Raw genomic sequence first — 18,119 nt, 5'->3', positions numbered from 1 at the left:
GCGGTGTCGCCGCCTTCAAAAGTGTCATGCCGCAAATCAGACGCGGCACGACACTTTAGGCTTCGTTGTCGATCAGCTTTTCTGCGTTAAATCGGAGTCCGATTAAACGCAGGCTGATCTAGGCTTCCCCGGCCGCGATCCCCTCGCGCGCAGCGCCCTGGCCCCAGTCGTGCATCTGAGGCAGGTTTAGCACGTCGCGCGCATAAGCTGCGGCCGTGCCGTCGTCGCCGAAGGCCGCGAGGTCGACGCCGTAGGTGCGAAACCGCGACGCGACCGGCGCATACATCGCATCCGCGACCGAGAAGGCGCCGAACAGGAACGGCCCATCCGCACCGTAAGCCTTGCGCGTATCCCGCCACACGGCGACGATGCGCGCGATATCGGCCTTCGCCGCATCAGACGGCTCGATGCCATCGACGCGAGCGTGAAAGTCCATCGAAAGCTCTTTCCTGAGCGCGTGGAAGCTCGAATGCATCTCGGCCGCGACCGAGCGGGCAACCGCGCGCGCCGCCGGATCGTCCGGCCAGAGCTTCACGTGCGTGGAGATTTCCGCGAGATATTCGCAGATGGCGAGGCTGTCCCACACGGTCAGCGCGCCGCGTTTCAGCACGGGCACGCGCGCCGACGGCGAATGCAGCGCGATCTGCGCGGCGCTGTCGGGCTGACGAAGCTGAACATGCTCCTCGCGGAATGCAATCCCGGCGACCTTCGCAGCGAGCCACGGGCGCAGGCTCCAGGACGACCACGCCTTGTTACCGATGACGAGAACGATTTCGTTATGCACCTGACGGCCCTCCGCGTTTTTGCCTATAAATCCCGAAGCGTGGGATCGAGGCAAGCGGCGAAGCGTCCCGGGTCATCGTCGATAAAGACCAGGCTTCACGTGGGCAGAAGCATCGGAAAACCGCATGCCCACAGATTTCTTGCTGGCGCTGGCTTGCGTGTTGTCAAAAAAAAGGCATTCGCCACGAAATAAGCCACATCGCGCGCAACAAGCGATCCACCCACCCGGACCTTCGAACCGAAAGATTGGCTACGATCTCTTGTCCTCAGAATCCCGGCGCAACGCGACCCAAAAATCTCCAGGAAGACCTTATGCTACGCGGCTTGCGCTAAAATATGGCGTGGCCGGCCTCGCCATAGCAACGCTTCTCGCGGTCTCAATCGCTCCGGTCGCGACCTCGCTTGTCGAGGATTGGTCCCGACGCGACGTCGAACTCAGGTCGACGCTGGTTTTCAACTCGATCCAGGACAGATTGTCAGGGCTCCTCGCTGCGGAAGACGCAGAAACCCTCGCGCATGTGATGGAGAGGGTGGCGCTCGACGAACGTATCCTTGCCGTCGGTATCTGCGGAGAGAAGGGGCCGCCCCTTTTTCCTTCGAAATTGATGCCGGTCACCCTCGCCTGCGAGAAGGTTGCGCGTTCCGAGACGAAAAGCTTCTCCACATTCCTCGTCGGTGGCCATCCGCTCCTCGTCGGCTCATTCCCTTTGCGGCAGAACAGAGGGCATTTCGTCGTTCTCAATGATTTGAGTTTTGCCGAGAAGCGAGGGCTGAAGGCTCGCATTTACATGACGGCCATCGTGGCTGCCATCGTTCTCGCAAGCATCTTGCTTACCGTTACGACCGCGATTCTTACGCTTCGCGGCTGGATATCGGGGCTTCGAGAATCGATCGCTGCCCTTGGACGGGGTACGCCGCTCGAATACGAAAACGTGCGTCACGGCCCGCTCGCAGAGGAACTGCGCGATGTATTGCGGCAAATCGACGAAAGTCGGGCCGCGATCGATGGGGAGCATACGACCTGGAGCGCCGAGAAACTGAAGGAGGTCGTTTCGATCGAACTGCCGAACGTCGAAGTGATGGTTGTGTCGAACAGGGAGCCTTATATTCACAATCGCACGGAGGCGGGCATTGAATTGCAGATCCCGGCGAGCGGTCTCGTTTCCGCGTTGGAGCCGGTGACGCGCGCCTGCGGAGGAACATGGATCGCTCATGGCAGCGGCTCCGCCGACCGGGAGACGGTCGACGCCGACGACAGGCTCCGCGTTCCGCCCGATGACCCAACCTACACCTTGCGCCGCGTCTGGCTCTCTGACGAAGAGCAGGACGGATATTACTACGGCTTCGCCAATGAGGGGCTCTGGCCCTTGTGCCACATCGCTTTTACCCGTCCCAATTTTCGCGAAAGCGATTGGGAAACCTATCGCGATGTCAACGAGCGGTTCGCCGACGCGGTTGCGCAGGAAGCTCGGGGCGACTCGCCGATCGTCCTTGTTCAGGATTATCATTTCGCGTTGTTGCCGCGCTTCCTTCGTGAGCGTTTGCCGCACGCGACGATCACGACATTCTGGCATATCCCATGGCCGAACGCAGAAACCTTCAGCATCTGTCCCTGGAAGGAAGAGATCATCGAGGGCCTGCTCGGGAGCACTGTCCTGGGCTTCCACACGCAGTTCCATTGCAACAACTTCATCGAGACGGTGGACCGTTTCGTTGAAAGCCGCATCGACCGGGAGAACGGCTCGGTGACGCTTGGAGGGCACGAGACCTTCGTCAAGCCTTACCCCATCTCGATCGAGTGGCCACCGGCGGCACTCCTGAAACAACAATCGGTCAGCCGTTGCCGGGCCGCCGTTCGGGAGCGTTTCGGATGGGGGCCGGATACGAAAGTTGCGATCGGCATCGAACGCTTCGACTACACCAAGGGCGTTCTCGACAGGATGCAGGCTGTCGACTGCTTTCTCGCCAGCCATCCCGAATGGCGGGGAAAGTTTGTGTTTGTGCAAGCCGCGGCCCCGACGCGAAGCAAGCTTGAGGCTTACAAGGGCTTGCAGGACGAGGCCATCCAGCTCGCCGCCGCCATCAACAAGCGTCACGGAACCGGAACCTATAAACCGATCGAACTCGTCATACGGCATCACGAGCAGGATGAGGTTTACGAGCTTTTGAGAGCGGCCGATGTTTGCATCGTCTCAAGCCTGCACGACGGCATGAACCTCGTGGCAAAGGAATTCATCGCGGCGCGCGACGATGAGCAGGGCGTCTTGATCCTGTCGAATTTCGCGGGCGCCTCGCGCGAATTGTCGGAGGCCATCATCGTCAATCCTTACGATGCGAGCGGGATGGGGCGTGCCATCGAAAAGGCGCTCACCATGCCGGGTGCGGAGCAGCGCGAGCGTATGCGGCTGATGCGGGATCTCGTCCGGTCGCGCAATGTATACCGCTGGGCCGGGATGATGCTGCTCGATGCAAGTCGAATTCGGAAAAAGCGCAGGCTCCTCGAACTCATAGGTTAGATGCACGCGCCCCGCTCCCGGCGGATGATTTCGCCGGCGAGGTCTGCCTTCGTTACAACCGGTGGATAGACCGGCAAACGGGGAGGTTGTGACGTGCTGGCGATTGCGGAGACCGCGGCTAGCGTCTAAAAGGTGCGAAAATTACTACACAGAAGTGGAATACTGCCAAGTGTCAGGTTTCACAAACCGCAACAGCGTGCGGATACCGCACATAGAGAGAGCCTCGCCGTGAACATTTGCATGATCGGTGCCGGATATGTCGGCCTTGTCTCCGCCGCCTGTTTTTCAGAATTCGGATGGGACGTGACCTGCGTCGAGAAGGACGCGTCGAAGCTCGACAAGCTCAACGGCGGCGAAATCCCGATCTACGAGCCGGGGCTCGATGTGCTCGTCGAGAAGAACATGCGCTCCGGCCGCCTGCGGTTCACCTCCGCGCTGGCCGAGGTGGCGCGCGAGGCCGATCTCATCTTCCTCGCTGTCGGCACGCCGATGCGGCGCGGCGACGGCTACGCAGATCTCTCCTATGTGTATCACGCGGTCGAGGAAATCGCACCGCACCTGACAGGCTTCACGGTCATCACCACGAAATCGACCGTGCCCGTGGGCACGAGCCGGGAAATCGAGCGCCGCATGCGCCGCCTTCGCCCGGATGCCGATTTCGCCGTTTGCTCGAACCCGGAATTCCTGCGCGAAGGCTCGGCGATTCAGGACTTCATGCATCCCGACCGGGTGCTGGTCGGCGTGGACGACAACCGCGCGCGCGAAGTTCTGGAGCGCCTTTACGAGCCGCTGCGCCTGCGAAGCGCGCCCGTGATGTTCGTCAGCCGCGAAAGCGCCGAGCTGGCGAAATATGCCGCCAATGCGTTCCTCGCCATGAAGATCAGCTTCATCAACGAAATCTCCGATTTGTGCGAAGAGGTCGGCGCGAACGTGCAGCAGGTTGCGAGCGCCATCGGCTCCGACCGCCGCATCGGCGACAAGTTCCTGCATCCGGGGCCGGGCTATGGCGGCTCGTGCTTCCCGAAGGACGTGTCCGCGCTGGCCCGCACCGCGCGCGAGGCGCGGTCGCCGCTGACGCTGGTCGAGCAGGTCGAGAAGGTCAACAACGAGCGCAAGATCGCCATGGCGCACCGCGTCGTGCGCGCGATGGGAGGCGATGTCGCAGGCAAGACGGTGGCCGTGCTCGGCGTCACCTTCAAGCAGAACACCGACGACATGCGCGATGCGCCGAGCCTCGTGATCGTGCCGATGCTTCAGGAGCGCGGCGCGACGGTGCGCGTCTACGATCCGCAGGGGCGCCATCAGGCGGAGCCGCTGCTGCCGGGCCTCGTCTGGTGCAAGAGCGTGCTCGAAGCGGCCGAAGGCGCCGACGCCGCCGTGGTCCTCACCGAGTGGAACGAGTTTCGCGCCGTCAGCTTGGCCGCGCTCAGGGAAAAGATGAGCGGCGACGTGCTGGTTGATCTTCGCAACATCTACCGCGCCGACCTCGCGCGGGATGCGGGCTTCGCCTATACGAGCGTCGGGCGTCCCGCGCAGCCGCGCGCGAATGGCGTCTCGACCTTCGGCAATGACGGCATCCTCATCGAGGGCGCGGACGGCACGCTGACGGCGTAAGCCGGGAGCGCTTCTGTTCGGCGCGTCGCGGCAGTCTTTTACGGCCTGCAACACATCTTCAGGCCGCTGCGCGCCGTCCCGGCTTGTCGAGTGATCGGGCCGCCCGAGCCAACCCGCATGCACGCACCGCCCGCAGCCCCTTAACGCGCCTTTAATCACACGCGCTTAACTTTCATAAAACTATCCGCGTGGGCAGCGTGGGTGGTCGCGTCGGTTCTCCGGCGCGCGTTATGTGCGTGTTGTGAGGGCGTTGCGTGGCCGAGTGGCGTGTAGGCCAGGGCGAAGAGCGTGCTGCTGCTTTCGGGGCGGCGGGCTTTCTGGCGCGTGTCTTCGCGAAGGGCTTTCGCGCCGTCCTCTCCGCGATCTGGAAAATCGTTGGCGCTTCCTTTCTCTGGCTCGTCACGAAATCGCCGCTGGCCGAACCGCGCCGCAGCGCTCACCGCCCGCTTCTTCAGCTTATCCCTTGGTTGATCGTCGCCGTTGGATGGGGCGCGATCACGCTCGCGGCTATTGTCACCTACTACGCCACGGTGCTTCCCGATCCGCGCAAGGCCATGGTGCTTCGCCTGCCGCCAAACCTCACCATCCTGGCGCGCGGCGGCGAGTTCATCGCCGAGCGCGGCATGCGGCGCAATTACGTGCCCTATGCCGAGATCCCGCCAAGCATTGTCAAGGCCGTGCTCGCGACCGAAGACCGGCGCTTCTTCTATCATTTCGGGCTCGACCCCATCGGGCTGGCACGCGCGGCGAGCAAGAACTGGAATTCCGGCGAAGTGGTACAGGGCGGCTCCACCATCACGCAGCAACTCGTGAAGAACCTGTTCCTTCAGCCGAAGCGTACATGGACGCGCAAGGCCGAGGAATTCATCCTCGCAATCTGGCTCGAAAGCCGCTTCTCCAAACAGCAGATCCTCGAATTCTATCTGAACCGCGTCTATTTCGGAGGCGGCAATTTCGGCATCGGCGCGGCCGCGCATTCGTATTTCGGCAAGGAGCCGCGAGACGTCACGTTCAGCGAAGCGGCGCTGCTCGCGGGGTTGATCAAGGCGCCCTCCTATTATTCGCCGACGTCGAACATCGACCGCGCCCGCGACCGCGCGAAGGAAATCCTGCGGATCCTCGCCGAGACGGATCAGATCGACATCAACCAGTATGCCGAGGCGCTGGCGCATCCGGCGGAACTGAAGGTGCCGCCGTCGAAGCCGGGCTTCGGCTTTGTCGCGGACTGGGTGACGGAAGTGGCACCCATGCTGACCGGCGAGACGGATCGCAACCTCGTGGTGGAGACGACCATCGACATAGGCCTCCAGCTCGCGGCGCGGACCGCTGTCGAGGACATCATCCGCAACAAGGGCCGAACCGCGCGCGCAACCGAGGCCGGCGTGCTGTTGATGACGCCGGACGGCGCGATCCGCGCCATGATCGGCGGGCGCAACCACGCGGCAAGCCAGTTCAACCGCGCCGTGCGAGCGATGCGGCAGCCCGGCTCCGCGTTCAAGCCGTTCATCTATCTTGCTGCCGTCGAGGCGGGATGGACGCCGGACACGAAGATCGAGGACAGCCCCATCAATGTCGACGGCTGGAAGCCCTCGAATTTCGGCGACACCTATCGCGGTGAGATCACGCTGCGTCAGGCGCTCACGCATTCGAGCAACATGGCCGCCGTGCGCCTGGCGAAGGCTGTCGGCACCGACCGCGTGGTGGAGGTCGCGAACCGCCTCGGCGTTCTGTCCGCCAAAAACGTGGGGCTGACCATGGCGCTCGGCACATCGGAAACCACGCTGCTCGAAATGACTTCCGGTTTTGCGGTGTTTGCCAATGGCGGTTTCTCCGTCGTGCCGGAGATCGTGGAGCGCATCCGCGACGATCAGGGCCGTGTGCTGTTCGAGCGCTCCAAGGCGCCGCCGCCGCGCATCGTGTCGCCGCGCGCCATCTCCGCCATGAACGACATGATGAATTCCGTTGTCGCGGGCGGCACGGCGATGGCGGCCTCGCTCGACCTCTACCCGGCGGCGGGCAAGACCGGGACATCGCAGAAATACAAGGATGCATGGTTCGTCGGCTTCACGGCGCAATGGGTCGGCGGCGTGTGGATGGGCAACGATAACGCAAGCCCCATGCGCGGCGTCACGGGCGGCTCGCTTCCGGCCGAAATCTGGAAGCGGGTCATGCTGAAGGCGCATGAAGGGTTGATGGCGAAGCCGTTGCCGGGAACGGGGCTGCCGCCCGAGTTTATCCAGCACACCGCCGACGCCATTGGCCTTTCGAACGTGCCGACGCGGAATCCCTTCCGCCGCCGCGAGGTGTCCGAAGCCGCGTCGACACCGACCGCGCCACCGCCCTTGGCTCCGGTTCGCGCGCGCCGCGCGCCGCTTTGATGGGGTATCCTAACAGTTCGGGGTTCGCATGCATCTCAACTGAAGAGTTCTTCGTTTATGCCGTCCAGCCACGTCTGCCGTTCAGCCTCGCAGGCTCGCCATTCTTTGTGGAGCGCCGGAAGAGCATCTGCTGCAATATAAGGTCGATCCAAATTTTCGGCGAAACCGAATGCCAGTATCGGAGCAACACTACCTCGGAATGAGCTATTCAATATTTCCGAAGATATACAATGCTCGACCCTTACAAACATTCGATGTATCTTCTCTATCTGTTCAAATGTAAATCCGAATTGTGAAATTGATACATATTTCCTTGATTTTTCGTCAGCTGCGTGTATGAGGTATTTATTTCCGGCCTCTACAATTTCCTTTGCGCCGCTTTCTGACATCCAACTATCAAGTTTTTGGAAAATAGAGTCGCTAATGGTATCCTTCCGGCTCCTTTCATCAGGCTTCACTCCTGAAATTCTATCAAATTTGAAATGGAGCATTTCCGATTTGTCATGCGGTTGCTGTGGGTAGATAGCGCCTGGGACATAGTTACGTCTAAATTTTCTGGAAAGCGTTTCGTAGTCGTATGGCAGGCCATCTCCCGAGACATAGTTCTCTCGTGTTATTAAATTACTATTCGCCTTTATGTCAGTTAACAAGCGACGAAGCGATACAACGCCTTTAGTGTGATCCACTGAATTTTTCTCGTTTAATTTTCTAATGGCTAATATCTGATCTTGAACGTAAGATCTTGTTATAAACATATGAATAATAGGATTAGTAGCACATGTTGCTTCCAGAATTAGTGTTGAATCTCTCGCCTTATTGAGGATTCGATACAACATGTCATTCGTAATGAGGTCCGTTATCTGCCGTCTTACTGAATGGTGTTCATCTTCCTCCAAAAGGTGTAGCCACTCACCCCGCTTTTGCAGGTATTCCCCAAGCGTTTTTTGGTCTCGAACATCAGTTTGTTTATTATCAGTCATTGGCCCTACATCGACACATTCGCGGCGATGGCGAGGTTGCGGAACGCTTCCGAGCCGCCGCGCGTGAGATCCTTGCCGATCAGCGTGTCGCCGTCGAGCGCGCGGATGCCGCCTTCCTTCGCGCCGGAGATCATATTCATGGCGATCATGGCGTAGCCCTGCTCCGCGCTCGAAACGCCGATGCCGACCGCTGGGCCGTCGATGGAGTTCGCGAGCACGGTCACGGTGCCGAGCCGCCATGCGCTGCCGATGCGAAGGCCGAAGCGCCCTTTGCCGCTGATCAGGTTGTTGGTGACGAGACCGTCGCCCTCGACCCAGATGCCCGCCTTTGCGCAGGACGCCGCGCGGTTTCCCGTCACGAGAAGGCCCGAGCCGCCGCAATACAGGCCGTCGCCGTCGCTCGAAAGAACCTCGCAATCGGCAACGGTCAGATCGCGGCATTCGCGCGCGACAAGGCCCTGATTGACGAAGGACAGGCCGCGCAGGCTCACACCCTGCTTGCCGACGCATTCGAAAGCCGGGCGGCCGGGCGGCGCGGCGATTACGGTAAGCCGCCCCGTGCCGACGAGCGTCGCCCTGGATGGAAGCTTGAGACCGGACATGCGATAGCGCCCCGCCGGGATGAGGACCGGCTGCCCCGCCTCGGCGAGCGCGTCGACGGCCTTCTGCATGGCGACGGTCTGATCGGACTCGCTGTTCGCAATCACTCCGAAATCGGAGAGCGCCCTGCCGGACATTTCGGCGACGGAAACCGCCGCTTCAGCCGCACTCGCGCCGAACAGCGCCGCCGCTCCGCCCATTCCGATGAAATGTCTGCGATCCATTGCCGTTTCGACTCCTGCTGTGGCGTGCCGTTTGCCTCTTCGCCCGTAGCACAGCTTCCGCGGCGGCCTGAACGAGAATTCGGGCGGCATCCACGGCTTCCGTCATCGTAATCCGGGACCGCGTGGAGAGATCCTCCATTATCGGCATATGAATGAACGCCGCGAGCGGGCCGCCGTCGCCTTCGCGCGCCAGACTCCGGTAAAAAAGTGCGTTGCACAGATAGCGGCCCGCGTTTCGCGACAGTTGCACGGGGACGTTGGCACGCCGCAACGCGCGTATAAGGTGAAGCGGGGCCAGCGTCGGCGTAAGGAGGGGGGCACCCGCACGCACGAGCGGCGCAAGCGGCGATATCCGGCCGTGCGCGTCGGGGCGCTGGCCGCAGATATTGACCGCGCGGGATTCAATCTCAAAGACGGCGGCGCGCCTCGAAACGCCGAAATGAAGCACGGCGTCCGGAGCAAAGGCAGCGACGGCGGCGGTTTCGGCTTCATGGGCGGTCGCCCAGCACACCGGAAGCACGGCGGTCGATAATGCGATCCCCTCGGTGCAAGGCTCGGCGCGCAATGCGAGGTTGTGAACAAGCGTTTCGGAGGCGTTGCGCGGTACGCCGGGAAATGGCCCGAAGCCCGTCACGAGGACGCGGACAGGGTTCGCGTTTGTCATTGGCTTACGCGCGCCCGAAAACGAGGCTGGTCACTTCGTCCGCCGCGACGGAGGGCGGCTTGGCGCCGCTGCGCACTTCGCTTTCGAGCTTCGCGATTTTCGCGGTGGCCGCTTCGTTCGCGAGGAAAGCCTGCCGGATCTGATCCTCGATCATCGCGTGCATCCACCGAACATCCTGATCGCGGCGTTTTGCGCCGAACTCGCCCGTCGCTTCGAGCGCCGCGCGATGGGCGAGCACATTCGCCCACAAATCGTCGAGGCCGATGCCGTCGCGCGAGGAAATCGTGATGACCGGCGGTTTCCACGTTGCGCTCGCAGGCGTGAGAATGTGCAACCCGGCGCGATAATCCCCGGCGGCGCGGCGCGCGGCCTGCTCATTGCCGCTGTCGGCCTTGGTGATCGCGATCATGTCTGCGAGTTCCATCACGCCTTTCTTGATGCCCTGCAACTCGTCGCCGCCGCCCGCGATCATCAGCAGGAGGAAGAAATCCACCATGCCCGCCACAGTGACCTCGGATTGCCCGACGCCGACGGTCTCCACGAGGATAACATCGAAGCCCGCCGCCTCGCAAAGAAGGATCGTTTCGCGCGTAGTGCGCGCCACGCCGCCGAGCGTTCCCGAGGATGGCGAAGGGCGAATGAACGCGTTCTCTTCGGCGGCGAGCATCGCCATGCGGGTCTTGTCGCCGAGGATCGCGCCGCCCGACCGTGTCGACGACGGATCGACCGCAAGCACGGCCACGCGATGGCCCTTTCGGACGAGAAGCGTCCCCAACGCGTCGATCATGGTCGACTTGCCCGCACCCGGCACGCCGGTGATACCGACCCGAAGCGCGCGACCGGCGGCATCGTTCAGCGTGGTCAGCAGAAGCCGCGCCTTGACACGGTGCGCGGGCTTTCGGCTCTCGATCAGGGTGATGGCGCGCGCGACTGACACGCGATTGCCGGAGCGAACGCCACGCGCAAGCTCATCGACGTCTTTGTGATCCGGATGCGGAAGCGATTCAGCGCTCATGCGAATGGCTTAGAAGAACCGCAGGCGAGAGACAAGATGGTACTCGGCTCAAAAAGCGTAAACGGGCGGTCTCAATTGCGAAACAGTTTCCCACTTTGTATGATGGCGCGAACCGAGGTGCGAGAGACGATGATCGACGACACCGATATTGCGACGCTGAACCGCCGCCTGACGCTGCTGGAGGAAGACGCGAAAGGCGAAAAAGCCGTGTCGCGCCACATCCTGCGCAAGGTGACGGACAACGAGAACGCACTCCTTGAGGTGAAGGCCGAACTCGGCGACATCCGGAAGGAAGTCTCGGCGCTGCGAAGCGAAATTGTCGCGCTTCGCTCGGATCTGCCGGGCATCGTGGCGACCTGCGTGACGGCGATCATCCGCGAGGAGCTTTCGCGCGGGCGATGACAGGCTCGAAGGGAAGGAGCGCGCGAGGCGCACTCCGTCCTTGCTACATCGCGCGCGGCTGCTGTCGACCGGTGCCGCTTTCCTTCTGCGGAAACGCGGGCGCTTCCGGATCGTAACCCGTCCAGCCATCGCTCCGGTATTCGCCTGCACGCACTTCCATATCGACGGGGTTGTGGCTGCGCATGATCCGTTCGCCTTCGTCCGCCCGGTCTTCAGCGGCGCGGAGCGACACGAGCGTGCCGCCGCGCTTCAGCGATTCGGCGTAAACTTCGGCTTCGTCTTCCGAAATGCCGTAAGCCACGAGCCCGCCCAGAAGGCCGCCAGCAACCGCGCCCGTGGCCGCGCCCGCCAGCGTCGTCGCCAGAACGCCGGCCGCGACCAGCGGGCCGATGCCCGGGATGGCAACCACTCCCAGCGACGCGAGGATGCCTGCGCCCGCACCGGCTACGCCGCCAAGCGTCGCGCCGGTGGCGGCGGCGTCGCCCTCCTCCTTCTCTTCAATCGCGCGAAAATCTTCGGCCTTTGGATCGGTGCCGATGATGCTGATTTCGTCGCGATGAAAACCGACTCCTTCAAGCTCGCGTATGACGCTTTCGGCGCTTTGGTGAGAATCGTAGACGTGGTTGATGGTGACAGTCATGACCTTCTTCCGCGTTGGGGATGCATCAAATCTTCTTGTCAGGGAAAGGCATGTGGGGGGGCAGGTGTTCCGGCCGACTCAAGGAAAGCTTCAGGCAAGCGTCATGTGCCAACTTGAGCTTGCAAATGCTGGCAGGCGGTCCTATTTTAGCGACCTCCCAACATTTGAGGTTTTCATGGCACGCGTCACCGTAGAAGATTGCGTTGATAAGGTATCGAATCGCTTCGAACTTGTGCTTCTCGCCGCGCACAGGGCACGGGCGGTTTCTGCCGGCGCGCCCATCACGATCGACCGCGACAACGACAAGAATCCGGTGGTAGCGCTTCGCGAAATCGCCGATCAGACGGTTTCGCCGGAAGATCTGAAGGAAGACCTGATCCACTCGCTGCAATCTCACGTCGAGGTCGACGAGCCCGAAGCCGAGGCCGCTCCTTCGCTGCCGAGTTCGCGTCAGGCCAACGTGCTAGGCCCGGACGATCAGTTTGCCGATCAGCAAATCGACCGCATCACCGAAGAAGAGCTTCTTCAGGGGCTCGCGCGCAGCATTCCGGCGGAGGCCGCAAGCGGCGGGCGCTCCAAAGGGTAAATTTCGCTGTTCACGGCGCTGCGTCACGCTTGGTTAAGTTCGGGATTTCACTTATTCTCGTGGCGTAAATAAAGAGCAACAGACAGTCGAGGCCGTGCAGCTTGAAACTCGAACGAGACCGCAGCCGCCCGCAATCATGCGGCAGTACGATCTCGTGGAAAAGGTGCTGAGTTACAATCCCAGGGCGAACGAAGCTCTGCTCAATCGTGCCTATGTCTACGCCATGCAGGCGCACGGCCAGCAGAAGCGCGCCTCGGGCGATCCGTATTTCTCCCATCCTCTGGCGGTCGCCGCGATCCTGACCGGGCTCAAGCTCGACGACGAGACGATCGCGACCGCGCTTCTTCACGATACGATCGAAGATACGCAGGCCACGAAGGACGAGATCGAAAAGCTCTTCGGCCCGAACATCGCCGCGCTCGTCGATGGCCTCACCAAGATCGAAAAGCTGAACCTCGTCTCCAAGAAGACGCAGCAGGCCGAAAATTTCCGCAAGCTCCTGATCGCCATTTCGAGCGATGTGCGCGTGCTGCTCGTCAAGCTCGCCGACCGGCTGCACAACATGCGCACGCTCGAGCACATGAAGCCCGAGAAGCGCCGCCTCATCGCCCAGGAGACGATGGACATCTATGCACCGCTCGCGGGCCGCATGGGCATCCAGGAAATCCGCGACGAGCTGGAGGAGCTGTCCTTCCGCTGGCTGCATCCGGCGGCTTACGAAACGCTCATGTCGCGGCTCAACGTCCTGCGCGAACAGAACCGAGGGCTGACCGAGGAAATCGCGAGCGAACTCAGGACCAAGCTCGAAGCGCAGGCCATCAAGACAGACGTCACGAGCCGCGAGAAGAAGCCATATTCGATCTGGCTCAAGATGCAGAACAAGCAGATCGGGCTTGAGCAGCTGTCCGACGTGTACGGCTTCCGCGTCATCGTGCCCGAGGTGCAGGATTGCTACACAGCGCTCGGTGTCGTGCATCGCACGTGGCGCGTGGTGCCGGGCCGCTTCAAGGACTACATCTCGACGCCGAAGCATAATGACTACAAGTCGATCCACACGACGATTGTCGGACCGCGTCACCAGCGCGTGGAATTGCAGATCCGCACGGCCGAAATGCACCAGATCGCGGAATATGGCGTCGCCGCGCATTCGGGCTACAAGCTCGCCGCGCTGGCGAGGCTTCAAGGCGACGAGCACGGCGCGCAAGGCCCGCAGCCGAGCGAGAGCATGGCCTATCAGTGGCTGCGCAAGCTCGTCGATAACCTCCTAGAAGGCGACAATCCGGAAGAGTTCCTCGAACACACGAAGCTCGAACTCTTCCTCGACCAGGTGTTCTGCTTCACGCCGAAGGGCCGCCTCATCGCCCTGCCACGCGGCGCCAACGGCATCGACTTCGCCTATGCGGTTCACACGCATATCGGCAATCACTGCGTCGGCGTGAAGATCAACGGGCGGCATATGCCGCTCCTCACCGAGTTGAAGAACGGCGACGAGGTCGAGATCATCTTGTCCGACGCCCAGACGCCGCCCGCCGCGTGGGAAAACGCCGTCATGACCGGCAAGGCGCGCTCGGCCATCCGCCGCGCCACGCGGGAAGCCGTGCGCAAGCAGTATCTCGCGCTCGGCCGCGACATCATGAAGGCCGCGCTGGAGCGCGCCGACAAGGCGCCCGACACCGAATTGTCGCCCATCCTGCCGCGCTTCTCGATGAAGACGGCGGACGATCTGCTGGCGGCGGTCGGGCAGGGCGAAATCGCGGCGGACGAGGTGCTCGGCGCGCTCGATCCGAACTTCAGGAGCGATATCCCGCCGAAGCGCCGCACGATCACCCGCGACGAGGCGGGCTGGTTCAACCTGGGCCGCGTCGCGGGTTTCAAATTCCGCTGGGCCGGGCTTCTCACCGGTTCGGACAGGGAGTTGCGCAGCAAGGGCGTCCCGCTGAAAAACGCGGACGGCTCGCCTATCGTCAAGCTGGCGGAGGGCGGCGCGGTGCCGGGTGAACGCATCGTCGGCATTCTCGACCCCGGCAAGGGCATCACGATCTACCCGATCCACTCGCCGAAGCTGCGCGCCTTCGAGGATCAGCTCGACCTCTGGATCGATGTGACGTGGGACATTCAGGAGGGCACGACCGAGCTTTACCCCGCGCGCATTCAGGTGACGGCGCTCAACGAGCCTGGAAGCCTCGCGCGCATCGCAAGCGTGATCGGCGCGGCGCGCGGCAACATCGACAAGCTGCAAATGGTCACCCGCGCGCGGGACTATACCGAGATGCTGATCGATATCGAGGTTCTTGACCTCAAGCATCTGACGGATATCGTCAACGGCGTCAAAAACCTTCCCGTGGTCAGTTCCGCGAGCCGCGTGATCGACTGACCGCCACTTCGTTCTCAAGCCGAAAGATCCTTCCATGCTCACCGACGAAGCCGTGCTCACCGAATTCCGCGACGCCGGCGCGCTGCTCGAAGGCCACTTCATCCTGTCGTCGGGCAATCACTCCACCGCCTATCTCCAATGCGCGCGGGTTTTGATGGACGCGAAGCGCGGCGAACGGCTCTGCGCCGCGCTCGCCGGGAAAATCCGGGCGGCGGGCCTCGCCGATGGCGTCGACCTCGTCGTGTCGCCTGCCATGGGCGGCGTCGTCGTCGGCTACGAGATGGGCCGCCAGCTCGGCCTGCCCGCGATCTTCTTCGAGCGCGTGGACGGTGCGTTCGAACTCAGGCGCGGCTTCCGTATCGAGAAAGGCCAGCGCTGCATCATGGTGGAGGACGTTGTCACCACGGGTCTTTCCTCGCGCGAATGCATCAAAGCCGTCGAAGCGGCGGGCGGGATCGTTGTCGGAGCCGCGTCGCTCGTCGACCGCTCCGGCGGCCGCGCAAAGCTGCCGGTAACTTTCGTCCCCCTCATTCGGCTTGACATTCCCATCTTCCCGCCCGATCAAATCCCAGCCTCCGTCAAAGGTATTACACCGGTGAAGCCGGGTAGCCGGGGCTTGAAGGTTTGATCGGCGATACCGATTCTGTCAGGGCGCGGAAGAGGTTTGCATTGGCGAAGGGCAGGCTGGGATTCGATGCTTTTCAAACGCAAGGAACCGCTTTCGATCGCCCGCAGGGTGCGTAACGCGCTCTGGCCGACGCGCAGCTTCGACCGTTCCTTGCGATACATGTTTTATCGCCTCGCCCGCATCAAGTCGACGCCGCACAGCATCGCGCTCGGCTGCGCCGCGGGCGTGTTCGCTATCTTCACGCCGTTCTTCGGCTTTCAGATGCTGCTGGCGGCGGTGCTGGCTTTCGCGCTGCGCGGGAACGTCTTCGCCTCGCAAGTGGGCACCTTCGCGGGCAACCCGATCACCTACCCGCTGATCTGGGTTTCCACCTTCACGCTCGGGAGCATCTTCCTCGGCAACCCCGCGAACGCGGACCTCAGTCACTTCCAGCTTGGCGCGCGGGCGCTCGGCGAGAGCCTGAAAAGCGGCTCGCCCGACAGCATCGTCATCGCCGTGCAAGGGCTATGGCCCGTATTGAAGCCGATGGCGCTCGGCGCCTTGTTCCTCGGCGGAGCGGTTTCGGCTGTCATCTATTTCTTCATCCGCCGTCTGCTCGAATTGCAGAAGAGCGCGCAGCGCTCCGCTCCGGCAAAGACGGCTGCTATCCTTCGGTAAGTGATCATGCCCGAAAAACCTCCCGTACGCCTCGGCCTCAACATCGATCATGTCGCAACGCTCCGGAACGCGCGTGGCGGGGCGCGGCCGGACCCCATCGAAGCAGCGCGCATCGCGGTGAAAGCGGGCGCGGATGGTATCACCGCGCATCTGCGCGAGGATCGCCGTCATATCCGCGACGAGGACATTCGCCGCATCAAGGCGGAGATCGCCGCGCCGCTGAATCTCGAAATGGCCGCCACGGAGGAGATGACAGCCATCGCGCTCGCAACGAAGCCGCATGCGTGCTGCCTCGTGCCCGAGCGCCGTCAGGAACTGACGACCGAAGGCGGGCTCGACGCTGTCGGCGGCGAAGCTCACCTGCTCCCTATCGTGAAGCGGCTGGGCGACGGCGGCATCCGCGTGTCGCTGTTCATCGATCCCGAGCCGCGCCAGATCGAAGCCGCTGTCCGCATGGGCGCGCCGGTGGTCGAACTGCACACCGGCCAATATTGCGATGCGTGGATCGCGGGCGAGGAGGCGACGGCGCAAGCCGAACTCGACCGGTTGGCGTGGGCCGCCACGCTCGCCGCCTCGGCGGGCCTCGAAGTGCATGCGGGCCATGGCCTCGACTTTGAGACCGCCACGCATCTCGCCGCCTTGCCGGATATACGCGAGTTGAACATCGGCCACGTGATCATCGGCGAAGCGGTTCTCATCGGGCTGCCGGAGGCGATCCGGCGCATGCGGGCGGCCATAGCCGACGGCGTCGAAAAGCGGCTCGGCGCGCACGCGGCGACCCAGCAACAGCAGCAATAGCGCCGCATGTCGGAATCGGACCACTTGTCATGATCATCGGCATCGGCAGCGACCTCACCGACATCCGCCGCATCGAGAAAACCATCGCGCGCTATGGCGACCGCTTCCTCGACCGCGTTTTCACCGCTGCGGAGCGCGCGAAATCCGACGCGCGGGCGGCGCGCGAGGCATCCTATGCCAAGCGATTCGCGGCGAAGGAGGCGTGCGCGAAAGCGCTTGGCACCGGCCTTTCAGAGGGTGTGTTCTGGCGCGACATGGGCGTGACAAACCTGCCGTCCGGCGCGCCGACGATGCGGCTTACGGGCGGCGCGCGCGCGCGGCTTGCGGCGCTGCTGCCTGACGGGCACGAGGCGCGGATTCACCTCACGATCACCGACGATTACCCGCTGGCACAGGCTTTCGTGATCATCGAGGCGCTACCGAAGGCATGAGGCCGCCGCGAGCCTTTTTATTTACTTGCCCCGGAATTCCGGCTTCCGCTTTGCGAGGAAGGCGTCGATGCCCTCCTGATAATCGGCGCTTTCATAAACTTCGCGCCGCATGTTCTGGATGCGCTCGAAGACCTGCGCTGCCACCGGCTGGAAATCGGTCAGCACTCGAAGCTGCTCTTTCACCACGGCGACGGCGAGCGGCGCCTTCGTGGCGATGTGCTCCGCCAGATTTTGAGTGAACGCCTCAATCTCGGTCGATGGGACGACGTGGTTGATGATGCCCCAGTGCTTGGCGACATCGGCATTTACCGGGCTTGCGGTGAAGAACATTTCCTTGATGAAATTCACGGGAAGCCGGTTGAGGCAGTGCAGCAGGCCGGTGGTGTTGTAGGGCAGGCCCAGATTGACCGGCGTGATGGCGAAGGTCGAGGTCTCGTCCGCGATGATCATGTCGCAGGACAGGGCCAGATCGAACGCGCCGCCCCAAACCGAACCCTGTACCATGGCGATAACCGGCCCCGGATAAGAGCGGATCGCCCGCAATGCCTGTTCCAGCGGATCGGCATAGCCGAGCGGATCCTGATGGCCGCGGCGCAGCTCCCTGACGTCATGCCCGGCGGACCAGACCTTGACGCCTTTGTGCGCGCGCACGATGACCACCCGCACCGACTGCGCCTTGAAGTCTCCGAGCGCAGCCGTGAGCGAGTCGAGCAGCGCGGAACTAAGCGCGTTGCGCTTGGCCATGTTGTTGAGGGTGACGGTCCCGATGTGACCCTTCACCTCGGTGATGATGATCGGTTGCGGAGCCGTTTCGTCAGCCGTATTCACG

17 protein-coding genes are annotated in these 18,119 nt (G+C 62.6%); 10 read left to right on the top strand and 7 right to left on the bottom strand.

What is annotated here, in order from left to right:
* Positions 1–118 precede the first annotated feature (118 nt).
* On the bottom strand, positions 119–784 hold the full coding sequence (locus KKP04_RS09210; RefSeq protein ID WP_215029788.1) for a glutathione S-transferase family protein: 666 nt from the start codon (positions 782–784) through the stop codon (positions 119–121).
* 340 nt (positions 785–1,124) lie between these two features.
* Here KKP04_RS09210 and KKP04_RS09205 point away from each other — a divergent pair, with 340 nt between their 5' ends.
* The 3 genes from KKP04_RS09205 (at position 1,125) to KKP04_RS09195 (ending at position 7,291) form a co-directional block, all read left to right on the top strand.
* The gene (locus KKP04_RS09205; RefSeq protein ID WP_371818745.1) at positions 1,125–3,299 is read left to right on the top strand and encodes a trehalose-6-phosphate synthase; all 2,175 of its coding nucleotides are present in this window, start codon (positions 1,125–1,127) and stop codon (positions 3,297–3,299) included.
* A gap of 240 nt (positions 3,300–3,539) precedes the next feature.
* Positions 3,540–4,913, top strand: coding sequence for a UDP-glucose/GDP-mannose dehydrogenase family protein (locus KKP04_RS09200; RefSeq protein WP_215029781.1), 1,374 nt, complete (start codon positions 3,540–3,542; stop codon positions 4,911–4,913).
* Positions 4,914–5,167: 254 nt separating this feature from the next.
* Positions 5,168–7,291 (top strand): PBP1A family penicillin-binding protein, encoded by a 2,124-nt coding sequence (locus KKP04_RS09195; RefSeq protein WP_215029778.1) that lies wholly within the window; start codon positions 5,168–5,170, stop codon positions 7,289–7,291.
* A 35-nt stretch (positions 7,292–7,326) separates the two neighbouring features.
* On the opposite strand, the gene KKP04_RS09190 is transcribed toward KKP04_RS09195, so the two are convergent.
* Genes KKP04_RS09190 through meaB form a run of 4 tightly spaced genes read right to left on the bottom strand, consistent with a single transcriptional unit; the run spans position 7,327 to position 10,774 of the window.
* A complete protein-coding gene (locus KKP04_RS09190) occupies positions 7,327–8,271 on the bottom strand; it encodes a hypothetical protein (protein WP_215029775.1) in 945 nt (314 codons plus the stop codon).
* Between the two features lie 5 nt (positions 8,272–8,276).
* Positions 8,277–9,095 (bottom strand): right-handed parallel beta-helix repeat-containing protein, encoded by an 819-nt coding sequence (locus tag KKP04_RS09185; protein WP_215029772.1) that lies wholly within the window; start codon positions 9,093–9,095, stop codon positions 8,277–8,279.
* Complete coding sequence (locus KKP04_RS09180) at positions 9,031–9,759, bottom strand: hypothetical protein (protein ID WP_215029769.1); 729 nt, start codon at positions 9,757–9,759, stop codon at positions 9,031–9,033. Before KKP04_RS09180 ends, KKP04_RS09185 begins: the two co-directional genes overlap by 65 nt.
* A 4-nt stretch (positions 9,760–9,763) precedes the next feature.
* Entirely contained in the window at positions 9,764–10,774 is a 1,011-nt protein-coding gene (gene meaB / locus KKP04_RS09175) for a methylmalonyl Co-A mutase-associated GTPase MeaB (RefSeq protein ID WP_215029766.1), read from the bottom strand.
* A gap of 129 nt (positions 10,775–10,903) precedes the next feature.
* Here meaB and KKP04_RS09170 point away from each other — a divergent pair, with 129 nt between their 5' ends.
* On the top strand, positions 10,904–11,176 hold the full coding sequence (locus tag KKP04_RS09170) for a hypothetical protein (protein WP_215029763.1): 273 nt from the start codon (positions 10,904–10,906) through the stop codon (positions 11,174–11,176).
* 43 nt (positions 11,177–11,219) lie between these two features.
* On the opposite strand, the gene KKP04_RS09165 is transcribed toward KKP04_RS09170, so the two are convergent.
* Positions 11,220–11,816 (bottom strand): general stress protein, encoded by a 597-nt coding sequence (locus KKP04_RS09165; RefSeq protein WP_215029761.1) that lies wholly within the window; start codon positions 11,814–11,816, stop codon positions 11,220–11,222.
* A gap of 175 nt (positions 11,817–11,991) precedes the next feature.
* Here KKP04_RS09165 and rpoZ point away from each other — a divergent pair, with 175 nt between their 5' ends.
* From rpoZ to acpS, 6 genes are all read left to right on the top strand, one after another.
* Entirely contained in the window at positions 11,992–12,402 is a 411-nt protein-coding gene (gene rpoZ, locus KKP04_RS09160) for a DNA-directed RNA polymerase subunit omega (protein ID WP_013419876.1), read from the top strand.
* Between the two features lie 133 nt (positions 12,403–12,535).
* On the top strand, positions 12,536–14,776 hold the full coding sequence (locus KKP04_RS09155) for a bifunctional (p)ppGpp synthetase/guanosine-3',5'-bis(diphosphate) 3'-pyrophosphohydrolase (RefSeq protein WP_215029902.1): 2,241 nt from the start codon (positions 12,536–12,538) through the stop codon (positions 14,774–14,776).
* A gap of 34 nt (positions 14,777–14,810) precedes the next feature.
* Positions 14,811–15,404: an orotate phosphoribosyltransferase gene (gene pyrE / locus KKP04_RS09150; protein WP_215029759.1), complete on the top strand. Its 594-nt coding sequence runs from the start codon at positions 14,811–14,813 to the stop codon at positions 15,402–15,404.
* Between the two features lie 66 nt (positions 15,405–15,470).
* Positions 15,471–16,061 (top strand): DUF2062 domain-containing protein, encoded by a 591-nt coding sequence (locus KKP04_RS09145; RefSeq protein ID WP_215029757.1) that lies wholly within the window; start codon positions 15,471–15,473, stop codon positions 16,059–16,061.
* 6 nt (positions 16,062–16,067) lie between these two features.
* Positions 16,068–16,859 carry a pyridoxine 5'-phosphate synthase gene (locus KKP04_RS09140; RefSeq protein ID WP_215029755.1) on the top strand — a complete coding sequence of 264 codons (792 nt, stop codon included), beginning with the start codon at positions 16,068–16,070 and terminating at the stop codon, positions 16,857–16,859.
* A 29-nt stretch (positions 16,860–16,888) separates the two neighbouring features.
* Complete coding sequence (gene acpS, locus KKP04_RS09135; RefSeq protein ID WP_215029753.1) at positions 16,889–17,290, top strand: holo-ACP synthase; 402 nt, start codon at positions 16,889–16,891, stop codon at positions 17,288–17,290.
* Between the two features lie 21 nt (positions 17,291–17,311).
* On the opposite strand, the gene scpB is transcribed toward acpS, so the two are convergent.
* A complete protein-coding gene (scpB, locus tag KKP04_RS09130) occupies positions 17,312–18,118 on the bottom strand; it encodes a methylmalonyl-CoA decarboxylase (RefSeq protein WP_371818744.1) in 807 nt (268 codons plus the stop codon).
* Position 18,119: the final 1 nt, after the last annotated feature.

Origin of the sequence: Rhodomicrobium sp. Az07 (assembly GCF_018619475.1) — a bacterium.
In the GTDB taxonomy this organism is placed as follows: Bacteria; Pseudomonadota; Alphaproteobacteria; order Rhizobiales; family Rhodomicrobiaceae; genus Rhodomicrobium.
The sequence above is the reverse complement of the archived record's forward strand: the minus strand, read 5'-3'. Positions and strand labels throughout refer to the sequence as shown.